Genomic DNA, 14,251 nt, shown 5'->3' with positions numbered 1-14,251 from the left:
CATGTTTTTTGATCAGAGTAAAAAAGGATAGACACAAAAAAACCTCTTGAGTAAGCCCAAGAGGTTTTTAATTATGTTTTATTATTCTTTTTAGAAATCAAATTTGAATACCCAAGTACCGTCTACCACAAGCACTCTTCCTGAGCCGCTTGTATCAACATCAAATGTCAATTCCAAAGAAGTAGCACCAACGCTAAACGCCATGTCAGTATCATTATCTCTAGTTACAACTGTGCCAGTGTCATTACCAAAAGCCCAAGTGCCTGATGCAGGCCATACTAGCAATTGATTACCAGTGGCATTTGTGGTATAAGATCCGCCATCTTGGTTTCCAGAAAAAGTTATAGTGAATCCAGCCCAATCGATGTCTCCATCATTTCCGTCCAATTTGGCACTGCTCACGGTGGCAGTACCTTGAACGAGTAATTCAGCTTGATCGGCGAGGGTGGTGTCTTCTTCATCACCATCATCGTCACCTCCACAACTCACCATTGCTACTACGAGTGATAGGAACAGGGAGTACTTAAAAAAGTTTAAAAAATGTTTCATTGTTGTTGTGTGTTTTAAAATTAATAAAATCCTAATCCATCAAAAATATATCTTTTTAGATATTATACCTAATAACACTTCTACATTTCGATCAAAAAATAGCGATAATTATTTGATAATATGCAGCTCCAGTTTCAGATTATATTAGGAATCTTTCTTCACAATGGTTGCGGTCATTTCTCCTTCGCAGACCAATTTGCCACCTACCGTGGCTGTGCCCTTCATTTTGGCGATTCCTCTTCTGATAGGAGCCAGAAGCTCGCACTTGATTTCGAGTGTATCACCAGGCAACACCATTTTTCGGAATTTAAACTTCTCAACCCCCATAAAATAGGCCCAATAGTTCTCAGGATCGGGAACAGAGGTCAGTACCAAAATACCACCTATCTGTGCCATGGCTTCTATCTGCAGTACGCCTGGCATAACTGGATTGTCAGGAAAATGGCCTTGAAAAAAAGGCTCATTGAAAGTCACATTTTTAATGCCAGCTACCGTCGTCTCATCCTTATAGAAGATTTTGTCGATCAAAAGAAATGGATAGCGATGGGGTAAGATTTTCGTGATTTGATTGATGTCAAAAGCCGCAGGCATTGTAGGATCATATGCCGGAACTACTGATTCGGTTTTTTCCATTCTATTATTATTAACAATTGTTTGATTTGAAGGTGGCAATTTAGTGAAAATTCTAGAAGATGGGGTAGGTGCTCTTTTAAATTTGATATGGCTTGAAAACAGGAAGATTCCTCCACTGCGCTACGGAATGACTATCGAATCTTAATTTTTCTGGTCATTTCGTAATGAAGCTTTAGCGGAATGGAGAAATCTTCTTCTTAGGATAGATGATTATGTTATAATCATTTTCAGGTGAAGGGTGTTACTTGTGGGAAAGACATAAGTTTATCACACTTCTGGCCAACAAAAAAAGTGCTTGGTCACAATCTTGCTCATGGCTTTGATATTAGGTAGGTCTGTGGCTTTTACTATGTCCAGCGTCAGTCCCTTTTTGGTAAGTATTTTGATTTTCTGACCACTGGATATGTATGCCGAATTACTGATTTGCCCGGACCCAGTATAGAATTCCAGTTCTTCTGAGGTGAGTTGATATTTGCTTTGAACGCTGTTTTTAAGTGTCTCTACCCACTCCTTTAGTGGTTTTTCACTGGCCAGTATGATTTTGAAAATTTTCCTTTCTAATAGTTTGGTACTTAGTCCAGCTAATACAGTGTCTTCATGCTCTCTCCAAAACTTCATAGATCCCCAAATATCGCTATCATCGAGCAAGGCAAAGAGATCGAGAATCTCAGGATCTTCATTGAAATGCTTGAGTTCAATATTTCTTTCCAGTAAGATTTTCAGGGCAGGTGTGGCTTCTACTTTCACACCGTTTTGAGTAAGGTACTTGGCTCTTTTAATCAACTTGATCAGCATTTCCTCTCCACTTACAGCAGTTTTATGAAGATAAACCTGCCAGTACATCAAGCGTCTGGCACTGAGGAAATTTTCTATGCTGTAGATCCCTTTTTCTTCTACCACAATCTCATCATCCTTCACATGGAGCATATTGATGATCCGTTCTGAACCAATATGCCCCTCAGATACTCCCGTGAAATAGCTGTCGCGTTTGAGGTAATCGAGTCGGTCTATATCTAGCTGACTTGACACCAATTGATAGAAAAACTTTCTAGGATATTGGTTGGTGAAAATTTGCAATGCAGTGGTCAGTGCACCATTGAATTCTTGATTGAGTCTTTCGAAGAAAAGCACGGATATTTTCTCATGCGTGACGTTATTGAGCAGGTTGAATTCCAATGTATGTGAGAAGGGGCCATGCCCAATATCATGAAGCAAAATAGCAATCAGACAGGCTTCAAATTCATCTTCTGAAATTTCTATTTTTTTTGAGCGCAAGCTGTACAACGCTTGCTGCATCAAATACATTGAACCTATAGCATGATGGAAGCGCGTGTGCAAAGCACCAGGGTAAATCAAACTGGTGAGTCCGAGTTGTTTGATCTGACGCAAGCGCTGAAAGAAGGGGTGCTCAATAATTTCAAATATCAGGTCATTCGGAATGGTGATAAAGCCATAGACCGGATCATTGATGATTTTGTTTTTGTTAGTCGTCAAATTGAGATACGATTAGTAGGTAGTTGTGTCGGGTTTCCCTTATTTTGAACCTTCGTGCTAATAAGTTGTTCGAATTATTCAAAGAAATATACAATATGCGAAATTATGAAATATTATGGGCTGATGATGAGATTGATCTTTTAAAGCCTCATATACTTTTTTTGAATAACAAAGGCTACAACGTAACTGGGGTGAATAGTGGTTCAGATGCATTGGATGAAATGAAAAAAAGTGTATTTGATGTAGTCTTTCTTGACGAAAACATGCCTGGACTTACAGGATTGGAGACACTTGCAGAAATCAAAACGCATCATCCCAACGTGCCAGTGGTAATGATCACCAAAAGTGAGGAGGAGCACATCATGGAAGAAGCCATAGGAGCCAAAATTGCCGATTACCTGATAAAGCCTTTGAACCCCAATCAGATTTTACTTTCAGTTAAAAAAATACTTGATAATAAGCGCTTGGTGACTGAAAAAACTAATATGAGTTATCAGCAGGATTTTAGGAATATTAGCTCTGCTGTGAATGAAAATCTTGATTTTCAGGAATGGATAGACGTGTATAAAAAGATGGTCTATTGGGAGTTGGAAATAGATGACACTGAAGAGCGTGCCATGGCTGAAGTACTCAACATGCAAAAGGATGAAGCCAACTCTGAGTTTTGTGATTTTATTACTGCCAATTATGCCAGTTGGCTGAATGACCCGAATGGAGAGAAGCCCCTGCTATCGCACAGAATCATGCGTGAACAGGTTTTTCCATTGCTAGAAGAAAAGAAGCCTGTTTTTTTCTTTCTGATTGACAATCTCAGGTACGACCAGTGGGAGATATTAGAGCCTATCATTTCGGAGTATTACAATGTAGAAAAGGAAGTGCCATTCTATGCCACCTTGCCCACAACTACCGCCTATTCGAGAAATTCAATTTTTAGCGGGATGCTCCCAGATGAAATGGCCAAGAAGCATAGCGACATTTGGATATCTGAGGATGGAGAAGAGGGCAAGAATATGCAGGAGGAAGAATTCCTAAGAAGAAACCTGAAGAGGAATAATCATGATATCAGCTTTTCCTATCACAAAATCCTACAAAAGCAGCAAGGTCGTCAGCTCGTCACGAACATCAACAACTTGCTTAACAATGACTTGAATGCAGTTGTATATAATTTCATTGATGTGTTATCTCATGCGAGAACTGATATGAAAATGATTAGGGAGTTGGCTCCAGATGAGCCAGCTTATAGATCCCTGACCTTGTCCTGGTTCAAGCATTCCACACTTTTGGAATTACTTCAGATTCTGTCTCAGAAGGATGTGAAAGTGATTATAACTACTGATCACGGGACGATTCGTGTGAAGAGACCATATAAGATTGTTGGTGACAAAAAAACCAATACCAACCTCCGTTATAAAGTGGGCAAAAACCTGAATGTGGATAATACGGAAGGTGTATTTATCTGTAGAAATCCAGAAGAGCTTCACCTACCTAAAGAAAACGTTTCCAGCTCATATATTTTTGGAATGAAAGATGATTTTTTTGTGTATCCAAATAACTATAATCACTTCGTAAATTACTACAAGGACACTTTTCAGCATGGAGGCATTTCCATGGAAGAAATGATCGTACCCTTGATTCATCTAACACCTAAGAGTTAATAACAGTGCAGCTGAAACTATCTGAATTGAGAGAAATTGACAATGTCGCTCATGAAATCATCAAATATGCAGGTAATGAATCCATTTGGCTATTTGATGGAGATATGGGAGCAGGTAAGACGACCTTGATTAAAGCCATTTGCAAGCAACTGGGAATTGTGGATGAGACGAGTTCTCCCACCTTTGCCTTGGTCAATGTGTATGAAAATGAAAAAGGAGAGGAGTTTTACCATTTCGATTTTTATCGAATAAATAATGAGGTAGAAGCCATTGATATTGGTGCAGATGAGTATTTCTATTCTGGGCGTCCATGCTTTATTGAATGGTCAGAAAAGATACCCTCACTCATCCCATCGAAAAACCTAAAAATTAGTATTAACTTAGATACGGAAAGGAATCGAATAGTCAGTCTAAGTAAGCATGAATAAGCAATTGATGGGAAGCAGCGTCTCAGCGCTGGTAGAAGAGTCTAAACTGTATCCTCAGGAGAAATTGGCAGCCAAACGAACCGCCAATCAATCACTGAACATTGGCATCCCAAAAGAAAACTCTACCTATGAAAACAGAGTGCCTCTGACTCCAAAGGCGGTCGGTGCATTGACTAATCAAGGGCACAAAGTACTCATAGAATCAGGTACTGGGAATGCGGCCAATTTTTTTGACAAAGAATACACTGAGGCTGGAGCCAATATTACAAACAGCACGAGCGAAATTTTTAAATCTGACATCATTATTAAAGTTGAGTTTCCTACAAAGAAGGAAATAGAAATGATGAGCATGGGCAAGACCATCATCTCTACTATACATGCTGATAAAGATTTGGGTCAAAGGCTCTCATTGTTGAATCAGAAGAAAGCCACGTCCATTGGTTACGAATTTATTGAAGATCAGATTGGCGGTTTGCCTATCGTGCGGGCGATGAGCGAAATCGTGGGGGCAGTAGTCATTCCTACTGCAGCTGAATATCTCACCACCAATCAAGGGGGTATTGGAATTATTCTTGGCGGTATTACGGGTGTTCCACCAACTAATGTAGTCATATTGGGTGCCGGCACAGTGGCAGAATATGCAGCCAGGACGTCTTTAGGACTGGGGGCATCTGTGAAAGTATTTGACCGTCATCTATACAAGCTACATCGCCTTAAGCATATTCTTTCCTCTCCAGTTTTTACTTCCACTATAGATCAGGTGGCTTTGAAAAAGGCCTTGATGGAAGCTGATGTTGTTATTGGTGCAGTTCGTGCAGATAAGGGTGTACTTAAAAAGATTGTGAGCGAGGATATGGTGAAGGCCATGAAAAGCAGCGCAGTGGTGGTGGATGTGAGTATTGATGAGGGCGGGTGTTTTGAAACTTCCAGGCCTACCAATCTAAAGAATCCCGTCTTTGAGAAGTTTGGCGTGAAGCACTATTGCGTGCCCAATATTGCCTCTAAAGTACCACGTACTTCAACGAAAGTTCTAAGCAACATTTTCACACCAATTCTAAACAATATTGCAAATAGTGGTGGGGTGGATCAAATGATCTTCGAGAATAAGTGGTTCATGAAAGGAGTTTATACCTACAAAGGCTATATGACCAATTATCACTTATCTGAAAAATTCAAGTTAAGATTCAAAGATCTTAACTTGCTAATGGCCGCTAGGTTTTAGTATTATTTTTCTCCGTTGCATTCAGCCAAAGCTTTTTCTGCTTCGTCAGCTCTGCGTTTGGCAGTTGTAGCCTGTTCTTTTGAAAAGTCAGAAAGTTTGGTTTGTTCTTTGAGTTGAAGTTTGGTTGCCTCCAGTTCATTTTTCAGTTGTGCATTTTCAGCTTCTAACTCGCCTGAGCAAGATGAGATAGCAAAGGCAACTGCAAACGTACATGCCAGGGTGGTGAGTTTAAGATTCATTCTATAAAGGATTGATTTATATATTTCTTCAAAGTAGTTATAAATTGGAATACTTCCAATGAAAGCATGCTTTTTTGGAGTTGCATTATAGTTGAGCTTCTAATATTGCAATTTTTGCCTCGGCATCTGCCTTTTTCTTTCGTTCCATTGCAATGACTTGTTCTGGCGCGTTATTTACGAACTTTTCGTTACTCAACTTCTTGTCTATACCTACAATAAACCCTTTGAGCCTTCCGATTTCTTTAATAGCGTCTTCTTTTTGATCTTCGGCATCAGCATGATCACCAAGTGGAACAAAGAATTCATTTCTGTTAATAATAAAGCTTGAGGCATTCTCTACTTTATGGTTTGCGTATTCGATTGAATCCACGTTTGCCAATTTCTTGATAACCACCTCAAATGCCTTGTATCTACTCGAATTGTCAGTTTTTACACTAAGTTGCAATGTAGTTTTTGGAGATATTCCTGAACTATTTCTTACATTTCTAATATTTGAAATAATTTCAAATACCTCAGATGTAAGTTGCAATTCTTCTTTTTTGAATGGAGCAATCGTTGGCCATTCGGCAACAATGAGGTAATCATTTTCAGTTCTCTCTTTAACATTCTTCCAAATCTCTTCAGAGATAAATGGCATAAATGGATGAAGCACCCGCATCAATTGTTCAATAAATCCAATGGCCTGGTCGATTGTTTTTTGATCTGTGGGTTGCTGATATGCAGGCTTAATCATTTCCAAATACCACGAACAGAAATCATCCCATACGAGTTTGTAGGTGGCCATAAGAGCTTCTGATAAGCGGAATTTGGTGAATAGGTCATTGATCTCCTCTAGTGCTTCATTGAATCGATTTTCGAACCAAGCAGCCGCAACAGCAGCTGCAGGATCTTGAGGGATATCTTTGACTTCCCAAGATTGAATTAGCCTGAAAGCATTCCATATTTTATTTGAGAAATTACGACCCTGCTCACAAAGCTTTTCATCAAACAATAAATCATTGCCAGCCGCGGAACTCAAGAGCATGCCTACTCTCACGCCATCTGCACCATATTGGTCTAAAAGTCCTAGCGCATCTGGTGAGTTGCCAAGTGATTTAGACATTTTTCTACGTTGCAAATCACGCACCATGCCAGTAAAATAGACTTTCTCAAAGGGTTTGTCTTTACCAAATTCATATCCAGAAATAATCATTCGAGCCACCCAGAAAAATATAATATCCCAGCCCGTCACTAAAACTTGAGTGGGGTAGTAGTATTTGTATTCTGCGTTGTCTGGATTTTTAAAGCCGTCAAACACAGAAATGGGAAGCAATGCCGAGCTAAACCAAGTGTCTACCACGTCTTCATCACGCTTCAAATCATTTATTGTCAAGGCTGGGTTTCCAGAATCCTTTTGAGCCATCTGCAGGGCTTCTTCAGGTGTTTTGCCTACGGCCACCCCATTTTCACCATAGTAGTAGGCGGGTATTTGCTGTCCCCACCAGAGCTGTCGTGAAATAGGCCAATCCTTAATGTTTTCTAACCAATGCCTATAGGTGTTTTTGAATTTTTCAGGGAAAAACTCAATATGGTCATTCATGACATTTTCTAGTGCTGGTGTCACTAGTTTTTGCATGTCCACAAACCACTGAAGAGAAAGTTTTGGTTCAATGGCTGTATCTGGATTTCTTTCTGAGAATCCGACTTTGTGTCTGAGGTTTTCTGTCTTTACCAGATGACCTAAACTTTTTAATTCTTTTGAAATGAGTTTTCTCGCACTTTCACGAGTTTCTCCAATATAGAACTGCGCGTTTTCATTCAATGTACCATCATCATTTAAAATGTCAATGGTTTCCAGATTGTGTTTTTGACCTAAGTCGTAGTCATTGGTATCATGTGCAGGGGTTACTTTCAGACACCCCGTTCCGAATTCGATATCAACGTAATCATCTTCAATTATAGGAATTACTCTGTTCACTAAGGGAACGATAGCTTTTTTGCCTTGCAAATGAGTATATCTTTCATCATCAGGATTGATACAGATGGCAGTGTCTCCGAGAATGGTTTCAGGTCTGGTGGTGGCAATGGTTACGAATTCATCAGAGCCTTCGATCGCGTATTTCACATGATACAATGCCGCATCTACATCTCGATAGATAACTTCTTCATTTGATATGGTCGTTTGGGCTGTAGGGTCCCAGTTTACCATTTTGTAATCTCTGTAAACCAGTCCTTTTTTGAAGTAGCTAATAAATACTTCCTCTACTGCGTCTGAGTTTTTCTTGTCCATAGTGAAGAAGGTTCTGTCCCAATCACACGAAGCACCTAGTCTTTGTAATTGATTGAGAATAATCCCCCCATATTTTTCCTTCCATTCCCAAGCGTGAGATAAGAATTCTTCTCTTGTCAGGTCTGATTTTTTGATGCCTTGTTCCCTGAGCATGCCTACCACTTTTGCTTCTGTGGCTATAGAAGCATGGTCTGTACCTGGTATCCAGCAAGCTTCTTTTCCTTCCATCCGTGCTTTTCTAATCAACACATCTTGGATAGTATTGTTGAGCATATGACCCATGTGAAGAAGTCCTGTCACATTTGGAGGAGGAATGAGGATTGTATAAGGCTCTTTATCAGGGTTTGGTTCTGAATGGAAAAAACCTTTATCTAGCCATTCTTGGTAGATTTTTCCTTCAACTTCTGCTGGATTGTATTTCGTAGAAATGGACATTGCTCGTCATTAAAAAAATTGAACGGCAAAATTATAAAAATTAAGCGCATAGCCACTTTTTTTATGCGGTAATGTGGCTGTGAATTAGAATCGACTGCAAATAAAAAAGGAACACCATTTGGTGTTCCTTTTTTTGAGTTCTTGAGAATCTTCAGTTTAAGATTCTTTCACAACAGGTGCTTCTTCTTCTACTCCATTGATTTTGTTGCGAACACCCATCTCCATTTCTTCCATGAGTTCTGGGTTGTCTAGCAGTAGGGTTTTTACTGAATCGCGTCCTTGGCCTAGCTTGTTTCCTTTGTAGGAAAACCAAGAGCCGGCTTTGTTGATAATTCCTAGTTCTACGCCCAAGTCTATTATTTCACCCACCTTAGAAATGCCTTCGCCATACATGATGTCGAACTCAACTACTTTGAATGGAGGAGCGACTTTATTCTTTACCACTTTGACCCTAGTTCTATTTCCTAGCACGTTATCTGCACTTTCTTTGATTTGACCAATTCTCCGGATGTCCAGTCGAACAGAGGAGTAAAATTTTAAGGCGTTACCACCAGTAGTTGTTTCCGGGTTTCCGAACATCACTCCAATTTTTTCGCGAAGCTGGTTGATGAAAATACAGGTACACCCTGTTTTATTGATAGCCCCAGTCAGTTTTCTCAGTGCTTGACTCATCAATCGAGCCTGAAGTCCCATTTTGCTATCTCCCATTTCACCTTCGAGTTCTGCTTTTGGCACAAGTGCAGCCACAGAATCAATGACAATAATGTCAATTGCACCTGAACGAATCAAATGTTCGGCAATTTCAAGGGCTTGTTCTCCATTATCTGGTTGCGAAATGAGTAAGTTTTCAGTGTCGATCCCTAATTTTTCGGCATACGCCTTGTCAAAGGCATGTTCAGCATCTATAAAGGCAGCCATTCCGCCTTGTTTCTGTGCCTCTGCTATACAGTGTAGCGTTAAGGTTGTTTTGCCTGAAGACTCTGGCCCGTAGATTTCTACTACTCTTCCTCTGGGTAAGCCACCAATTCCAAGTGCAATATCTAAACTCACAGAGCCTGTAGGAATAGATGGAATATCTATTACACTTTCGTCTGATAATTTCATTACGGCTCCCTTTCCATAAGATTTTTCGAGTTTATCTATGGTCAGCTGAAGTGCTTTTAATTTCTCGCTATTTTCACTCATTATGAGATGGTTTTCAGGTTCTACAATTCGTGTGCAAGTTATTTGAATTTTGTGAGTATTCGTTTATTTGCACACTTCATTAATAATAAAAATATTAGCAAATATATAGTGATAATATTGACAATAGGAAATAAATACTAAAAAAATTAGTAATTTAATATTTGCTTCTGGCAATGGAACATATCAATAGGTGATGATTAGTTTTGAGTTGGATAGTTATAATCAATGAAGAAAAGTTTGACGCATCTTTTTACAGCCTGTTTAATTCTTGTTTTAATAGCAAAGCGCGATTTCATAAGTTATTTGTTTATGCAGGGTCAAGGGCAGTTCGAGGTACTGTGGAACGCAAAGTCTATTGAGGACTTGTTAAATAATGAGTCAGGCAATGAAGAACTCAAACTAAAAATCCTTTTGGTGGAAGAAATAAAATCATTTGCGAAAACGAAGTTGGGGTTGGAATCCGAGGGGCTTTATGAAACAATATATGAGCAGAATGGGGAGGATATTTTATGGAACCTTACCGCTTGCGAACCTTATGCTTTAACGTCTGTAGAATGGACATTTCCAATTGTAGGAAGCGTCTCGTACAAAGGATTTTTTGATATTGATAGGGCCAAGAGAGAGGAGCAAGAATTAAAAGAAAGTGGATTTGATACGCGGATAAGACCAGTCAATGCCTGGTCAACTTTGGGTTGGTTTTCGGATCCAATTCTGTCCAAAAATTTGAGCCGTAGTGAAGGCGACATTGCAGAGTTATTCATACATGAAATAACCCATGCAAATGTCTTTCTTAAAGATTCTTTAATCTTCAATGAAAATTTGGCATCCTTTGTTGGTGAACATGGTGCTATGATGTTTTTAGAGACAAGGTTTGGCATTGGAAGCAAAGAAGTGAAAAAGTATGCTCAGTCAGAAAATGATTCCAAAACATTCATTGATCATTGTTTGAAAGGAGTTTCTGAACTGGATTCTTTGTATAAGACCTTCCCAAAGGAAATGTCGATAGCAAAAAAGGATAGTCTTAAGAATTTATACATGGCCAATTGGGTGGATAGATTGGATTCAATTCCTTTTCATGATGAGCTTGCTTATCATGGAAGGTTTGAAGAAAAATTGCCGAATAATGCGTTTTTTATGGCCTTTGATCGATACGATTCTAAAAAGGAAGCTTTCTCTCAACAGCTAAAAAATGAATTTCAGAACGATTTGAAGGCCTTTATTAGTTTTTACAAAAAGCAAAATTGAGGGGTATTGATTATATTTCCGTTGTATTAAATAATTGTTATGTCTTTCTAGATTGACAGGTTAAGTAATTAATATTTGAGAATTTGCACGAAGAAATTATTAATCTAAATTTCACATTTATAAGATAATCACATGCTAATATGTCAGGGAATAAAAAAATCCTAGTAGTTGATGATGAAGTAGATATTCTTGATCTATTGAAATATAACCTGGAAAAGGAAGGGTATCAAGTGCAGGTGGCAGACAATGGGATAAAAGGAGTGGAGATTGCGCAAACATTCGTTCCAGATTTAATCCTGTTGGATATAATGATGCCTGGGCAAGACGGTGTTGAAACGTGCCGACAACTCCGAGAAGCTAAAGTGCTTTCTAATACATTTATATTATTCTTGACAGCTAGAGTTGAAGAGTACTCAGAAATAGCAGCCTTTGATAGTGGTGCAGATGACTATTTGACCAAACCCATAAAGCCCCGTGCTTTGATGAGTAGAATCAGTGCCATTTTCAGGCGTTCCAAAAAAGAAGTGGATGTAGATGAGAAAATTACAGCTGGCGATTTAGTTATTGACAGACAAAGTTATGTAGTGACACAAAAGGATAGAGATTTTACACTACCTAAAAAGGAATTTGAGTTGTTGTTTTTTTTGGCACAGCATCCAGGAAAAGTTTTCAGTCGAGATGATTTATTGATAAACATTTGGGGAACGGATGTATTTGTTCTCGCCAGAACAGTTGATGTCCACATCAGAAAAGTCCGTGAAAAAATAGGTGATGGGTATATATCTACTATTAAAGGAGTAGGGTATAAATTTGAGCTGGACTAATTCTTTTACTGAATGTTATTGAATTCTAAGGGTCTGGCTCTGGTATTGGCAGCAAGTGTTGCAATCATTATAGGAGCTAGTCTATTACTGATCCCAGATCTTCCTGCCTATGTTTTTTGGTTGATTCCGATTATTTGTTTTGGTACTGGATATATACTTATCAATGTGGTACTCGAATTTTTGTTTTTTAAAGAGTTAAGGAACATCTATGAAATGTTCGAAAGAATCCGAAACAATGATTTAGCCACGCTAAAGCCTAAGAGAACCTATGGGCATAGTTCACTTAATCAGATTCAGCAAGAAATATACTCCTACGCCCACGTAAAACAGTCTGAGATTGAAGAGTTGAAGCAAATGGCAAAATTTAGGCGCCAGTTTTTGGCTGATGTCTCTCATGAGCTCAAAACACCAATTTTTGCTGCTCAGGGCTTTGTTCATACCCTGCTAGATGGCGCAATAGACGATAAGTCTATCAGAATGAAGTTTCTGAAAAAAGCGGCTAAAAACCTTGATGGGCTGGACGCCCTAGTGCAGGACTTGCTTACCGTTTCTCATATGGAAGCAGGTGATATTACCATGCAATTCGAACCAACGAACATTTGTGAAGTGGTGGACGAGATTTTTGATCAACTGGAAGAACGCGCAGCCAAAAAGGGAATTGGGTTAAAATTAGTAAGTGATAAGGATAAGATTTTGGTATTGGCTGACAATCAAAGAATACATCAAGTATTTATAAATCTCATATCAAACGCTATTAAGTATTCGGATGAAAATGGAGACGTTATCGTTACTTTGATTCAGAAAAAGGACAAACTTGATATTACAGTAAAGGACAATGGCATAGGCATACCTCCAGAACACTTGAATAGAGTGTTTGAGAGATTTTATAGAGTTGATAAAAGCAGATCCAAAGCACAGGGAGGTACTGGTTTGGGACTATCAATAGTCAAACATATCGTAGAAGCCCATTTGAGTGAAATTAAGGTGGTAAGCAATGTGGGAGAAGGCTCATCATTTAGCTTTGAACTAGAACTTTATCAAGCAGAATAGATTTCGAAGTTTCTTTTCTAAATTATTATGAATTGATCTGTACATTGCCTTCATGAAAAAGAATGTATGGAAGGCGGAGGACATGGTCGTTTATGACGACGACGACTACACCATAATAAATAAGCCACCACATCTGTCCACACTTGAAGATAGGAACGATAGTGCTAACGTCTTGAGTTTATTTAGAGCATTGGACAATAATTACCAAGTTTGCCATAGGTTAGATAAAGAGACTAGTGGAGCCCTGCTTTTAGCAAAAAATGATCAGGCATATAAGGTAGCCGCATTACAATTCCAGGAACGTGAAGTTGAGAAGGTTTACCATGCCCTTGTTAAAGGTCGATTCATGAATGAGGTCATACAAGTAGATGTACCCTTAAGAACCTCAGGCTCTGGGCGAGTGATCTGTGACAAAAGATCTGGTAAGGAAGCAGTAACACTTTTGCGACCTAAACAGTTTTTCAAAGATTATACCCTTGTTGAAGCGAAGCCAGTTACGGGGAGAACTCATCAAATCAGAGTGCATTTGGCTTATCTAAATTTTCCAATTTGTGGTGATGACTTGTATGGTGGAGAACCAATATTTCTTTCATCAATTAAAAAAGGGTTTAAATCTAAACGCGAACATGAGGAGAGACCTTTATTTAGTCGTGTTGGACTGCATGCTCACAGCATTAAACTAACAAACGTTAATAAAAATATTATTTCGCATTCATGCAATTATCCAAAGGATATGAAGGTAATTATTGAAAAACTTAATAAGTTCAACTAGTAATTTGCTAAAAGTAAAATTTTATGCTAAATAATAGGGGGTGTAAATTGTCGTCAATTGATAGATCACTTTAAATATTCTCAATATTATTTCATAAATGTTGCCAAATTGGTAATATTGCGATTACTATGATCACCTATTTTAGGATAGTAGCAATTCTAACGCTGGTGATTTATTTTTTTTGAAATAAAGAATTAAACCAACTTTTGGCAGTTTATGCTGGAAGATTTTTTATTTTATTTTTAACTAAA

General features: G+C 38.6%; 12 protein-coding genes and 1 pseudogene. 7 read left to right on the top strand and 6 right to left on the bottom strand.

Features of this window, described 5'->3' with window-relative positions; genetic code table 11:
* Positions 1-90: 90 nt before the first annotated feature.
* The 3 genes and pseudogenes from B9A58_RS06800 to B9A58_RS06790 form a co-directional block, all read right to left on the bottom strand.
* Positions 91-549, bottom strand: coding sequence for a hypothetical protein (locus B9A58_RS06800; protein ID WP_139793775.1), 459 nt, complete (start codon positions 547-549; stop codon positions 91-93).
* 144 nt (positions 550-693) lie between these two features.
* Positions 694-1,161: pseudogene (gene fabZ / locus B9A58_RS06795) on the bottom strand (3-hydroxyacyl-ACP dehydratase FabZ); the annotation flags it as partial.
* 288 nt (positions 1,162-1,449) lie between these two features.
* Positions 1,450-2,676, bottom strand: a complete 1,227-nt coding sequence (locus tag B9A58_RS06790; protein ID WP_084371646.1) for an HD domain-containing protein — start codon at positions 2,674-2,676, stop codon at positions 1,450-1,452.
* A 95-nt stretch (positions 2,677-2,771) separates the two neighbouring features.
* On the opposite strand from B9A58_RS06790, the gene porX reads away from it, so the two are divergent.
* Genes porX through B9A58_RS06775 form a run of 3 tightly spaced genes read left to right on the top strand, consistent with a single transcriptional unit; the run spans position 2,772 to position 5,981 of the window.
* Positions 2,772-4,331 (top strand): T9SS response regulator signal transducer PorX, encoded by a 1,560-nt coding sequence (gene porX, locus B9A58_RS06785; RefSeq protein WP_084372059.1) that lies wholly within the window; start codon positions 2,772-2,774, stop codon positions 4,329-4,331.
* A gap of 5 nt (positions 4,332-4,336) precedes the next feature.
* Complete coding sequence (gene tsaE, locus B9A58_RS06780; protein ID WP_176214705.1) at positions 4,337-4,759, top strand: tRNA (adenosine(37)-N6)-threonylcarbamoyltransferase complex ATPase subunit type 1 TsaE; 423 nt, start codon at positions 4,337-4,339, stop codon at positions 4,757-4,759.
* Positions 4,752-5,981 (top strand): alanine dehydrogenase, encoded by a 1,230-nt coding sequence (locus B9A58_RS06775; RefSeq protein WP_245827005.1) that lies wholly within the window; start codon positions 4,752-4,754, stop codon positions 5,979-5,981. The genes tsaE and B9A58_RS06775 overlap by 8 nt, the downstream gene beginning before the upstream one ends.
* 2 nt (positions 5,982-5,983) lie before the next feature.
* Here B9A58_RS06775 and B9A58_RS06770 read toward each other — a convergent pair whose 3' ends face one another.
* From B9A58_RS06770 to recA, 3 genes are all read right to left on the bottom strand, one after another.
* On the bottom strand, positions 5,984-6,220 hold the full coding sequence (locus tag B9A58_RS06770; RefSeq protein WP_084371645.1) for a hypothetical protein: 237 nt from the start codon (positions 6,218-6,220) through the stop codon (positions 5,984-5,986).
* An 85-nt stretch (positions 6,221-6,305) separates the two neighbouring features.
* On the bottom strand, positions 6,306-8,924 hold the full coding sequence (locus B9A58_RS06765; RefSeq protein ID WP_084371644.1) for a valine--tRNA ligase: 2,619 nt from the start codon (positions 8,922-8,924) through the stop codon (positions 6,306-6,308).
* Between the two features lie 156 nt (positions 8,925-9,080).
* Complete coding sequence (gene recA, locus B9A58_RS06760) at positions 9,081-10,109, bottom strand: recombinase RecA (protein WP_084371643.1); 1,029 nt, start codon at positions 10,107-10,109, stop codon at positions 9,081-9,083.
* 309 nt (positions 10,110-10,418) lie between these two features.
* On the opposite strand from recA, the gene B9A58_RS06755 reads away from it, so the two are divergent.
* The 4 genes from B9A58_RS06755 to B9A58_RS06740 all read left to right on the top strand — a co-directional run bounded on the left by B9A58_RS06755 (position 10,419) and on the right by B9A58_RS06740 (position 14,000).
* A complete protein-coding gene (locus B9A58_RS06755; protein ID WP_176214704.1) occupies positions 10,419-11,354 on the top strand; it encodes an aminopeptidase in 936 nt (311 codons plus the stop codon).
* Positions 11,355-11,494: 140 nt separating this feature from the next.
* Positions 11,495-12,178 (top strand): response regulator transcription factor, encoded by a 684-nt coding sequence (locus B9A58_RS06750; RefSeq protein ID WP_084371641.1) that lies wholly within the window; start codon positions 11,495-11,497, stop codon positions 12,176-12,178.
* A gap of 12 nt (positions 12,179-12,190) precedes the next feature.
* Positions 12,191-13,228, top strand: a complete 1,038-nt coding sequence (locus B9A58_RS06745; RefSeq protein ID WP_084371640.1) for a sensor histidine kinase — start codon at positions 12,191-12,193, stop codon at positions 13,226-13,228.
* 52 nt (positions 13,229-13,280) lie between these two features.
* Positions 13,281-14,000, top strand: coding sequence for an RluA family pseudouridine synthase (locus tag B9A58_RS06740; RefSeq protein ID WP_084371639.1), 720 nt, complete (start codon positions 13,281-13,283; stop codon positions 13,998-14,000).
* Positions 14,001-14,251: the final 251 nt, after the last annotated feature.

It is taken from the genome of Reichenbachiella faecimaris, from assembly GCF_900176375.1.
GTDB lineage: Bacteria > Bacteroidota > Bacteroidia > Cytophagales > Cyclobacteriaceae > Reichenbachiella > Reichenbachiella faecimaris.
Note: the sequence above shows the minus strand (reverse complement) of the source record. Positions and strands in the feature narration are given on the sequence as shown.

Coding starts and splice junctions, on each gene's coding strand:
- B9A58_RS06800 (WP_139793775.1), bottom strand. CDS start 549: ATGAAACATTTTTTAAACTTTTTTAAGTACTCCCTGTTCCTATCACTC.
- porX (WP_084372059.1), top strand. CDS start 2,772: ATGCGAAATTATGAAATATTATGGGCTGATGATGAGATTGATCTTTTA.
- B9A58_RS06775 (WP_245827005.1), top strand. CDS start 4,752: ATGAATAAGCAATTGATGGGAAGCAGCGTCTCAGCGCTGGTAGAAGAG.
- B9A58_RS06770 (WP_084371645.1), bottom strand. CDS start 6,220: ATGAATCTTAAACTCACCACCCTGGCATGTACGTTTGCAGTTGCCTTT.
- B9A58_RS06765 (WP_084371644.1), bottom strand. CDS start 8,924: ATGTCCATTTCTACGAAATACAATCCAGCAGAAGTTGAAGGAAAAATC.
- recA (WP_084371643.1), bottom strand. CDS start 10,109: ATGAGTGAAAATAGCGAGAAATTAAAAGCACTTCAGCTGACCATAGAT.
- B9A58_RS06755 (WP_176214704.1), top strand. CDS start 10,419: ATGCAGGGTCAAGGGCAGTTCGAGGTACTGTGGAACGCAAAGTCTATT.
- B9A58_RS06750 (WP_084371641.1), top strand. CDS start 11,495: ATGTCAGGGAATAAAAAAATCCTAGTAGTTGATGATGAAGTAGATATT.
- B9A58_RS06745 (WP_084371640.1), top strand. CDS start 12,191: ATGTTATTGAATTCTAAGGGTCTGGCTCTGGTATTGGCAGCAAGTGTT.
- B9A58_RS06740 (WP_084371639.1), top strand. CDS start 13,281: ATGAAAAAGAATGTATGGAAGGCGGAGGACATGGTCGTTTATGACGAC.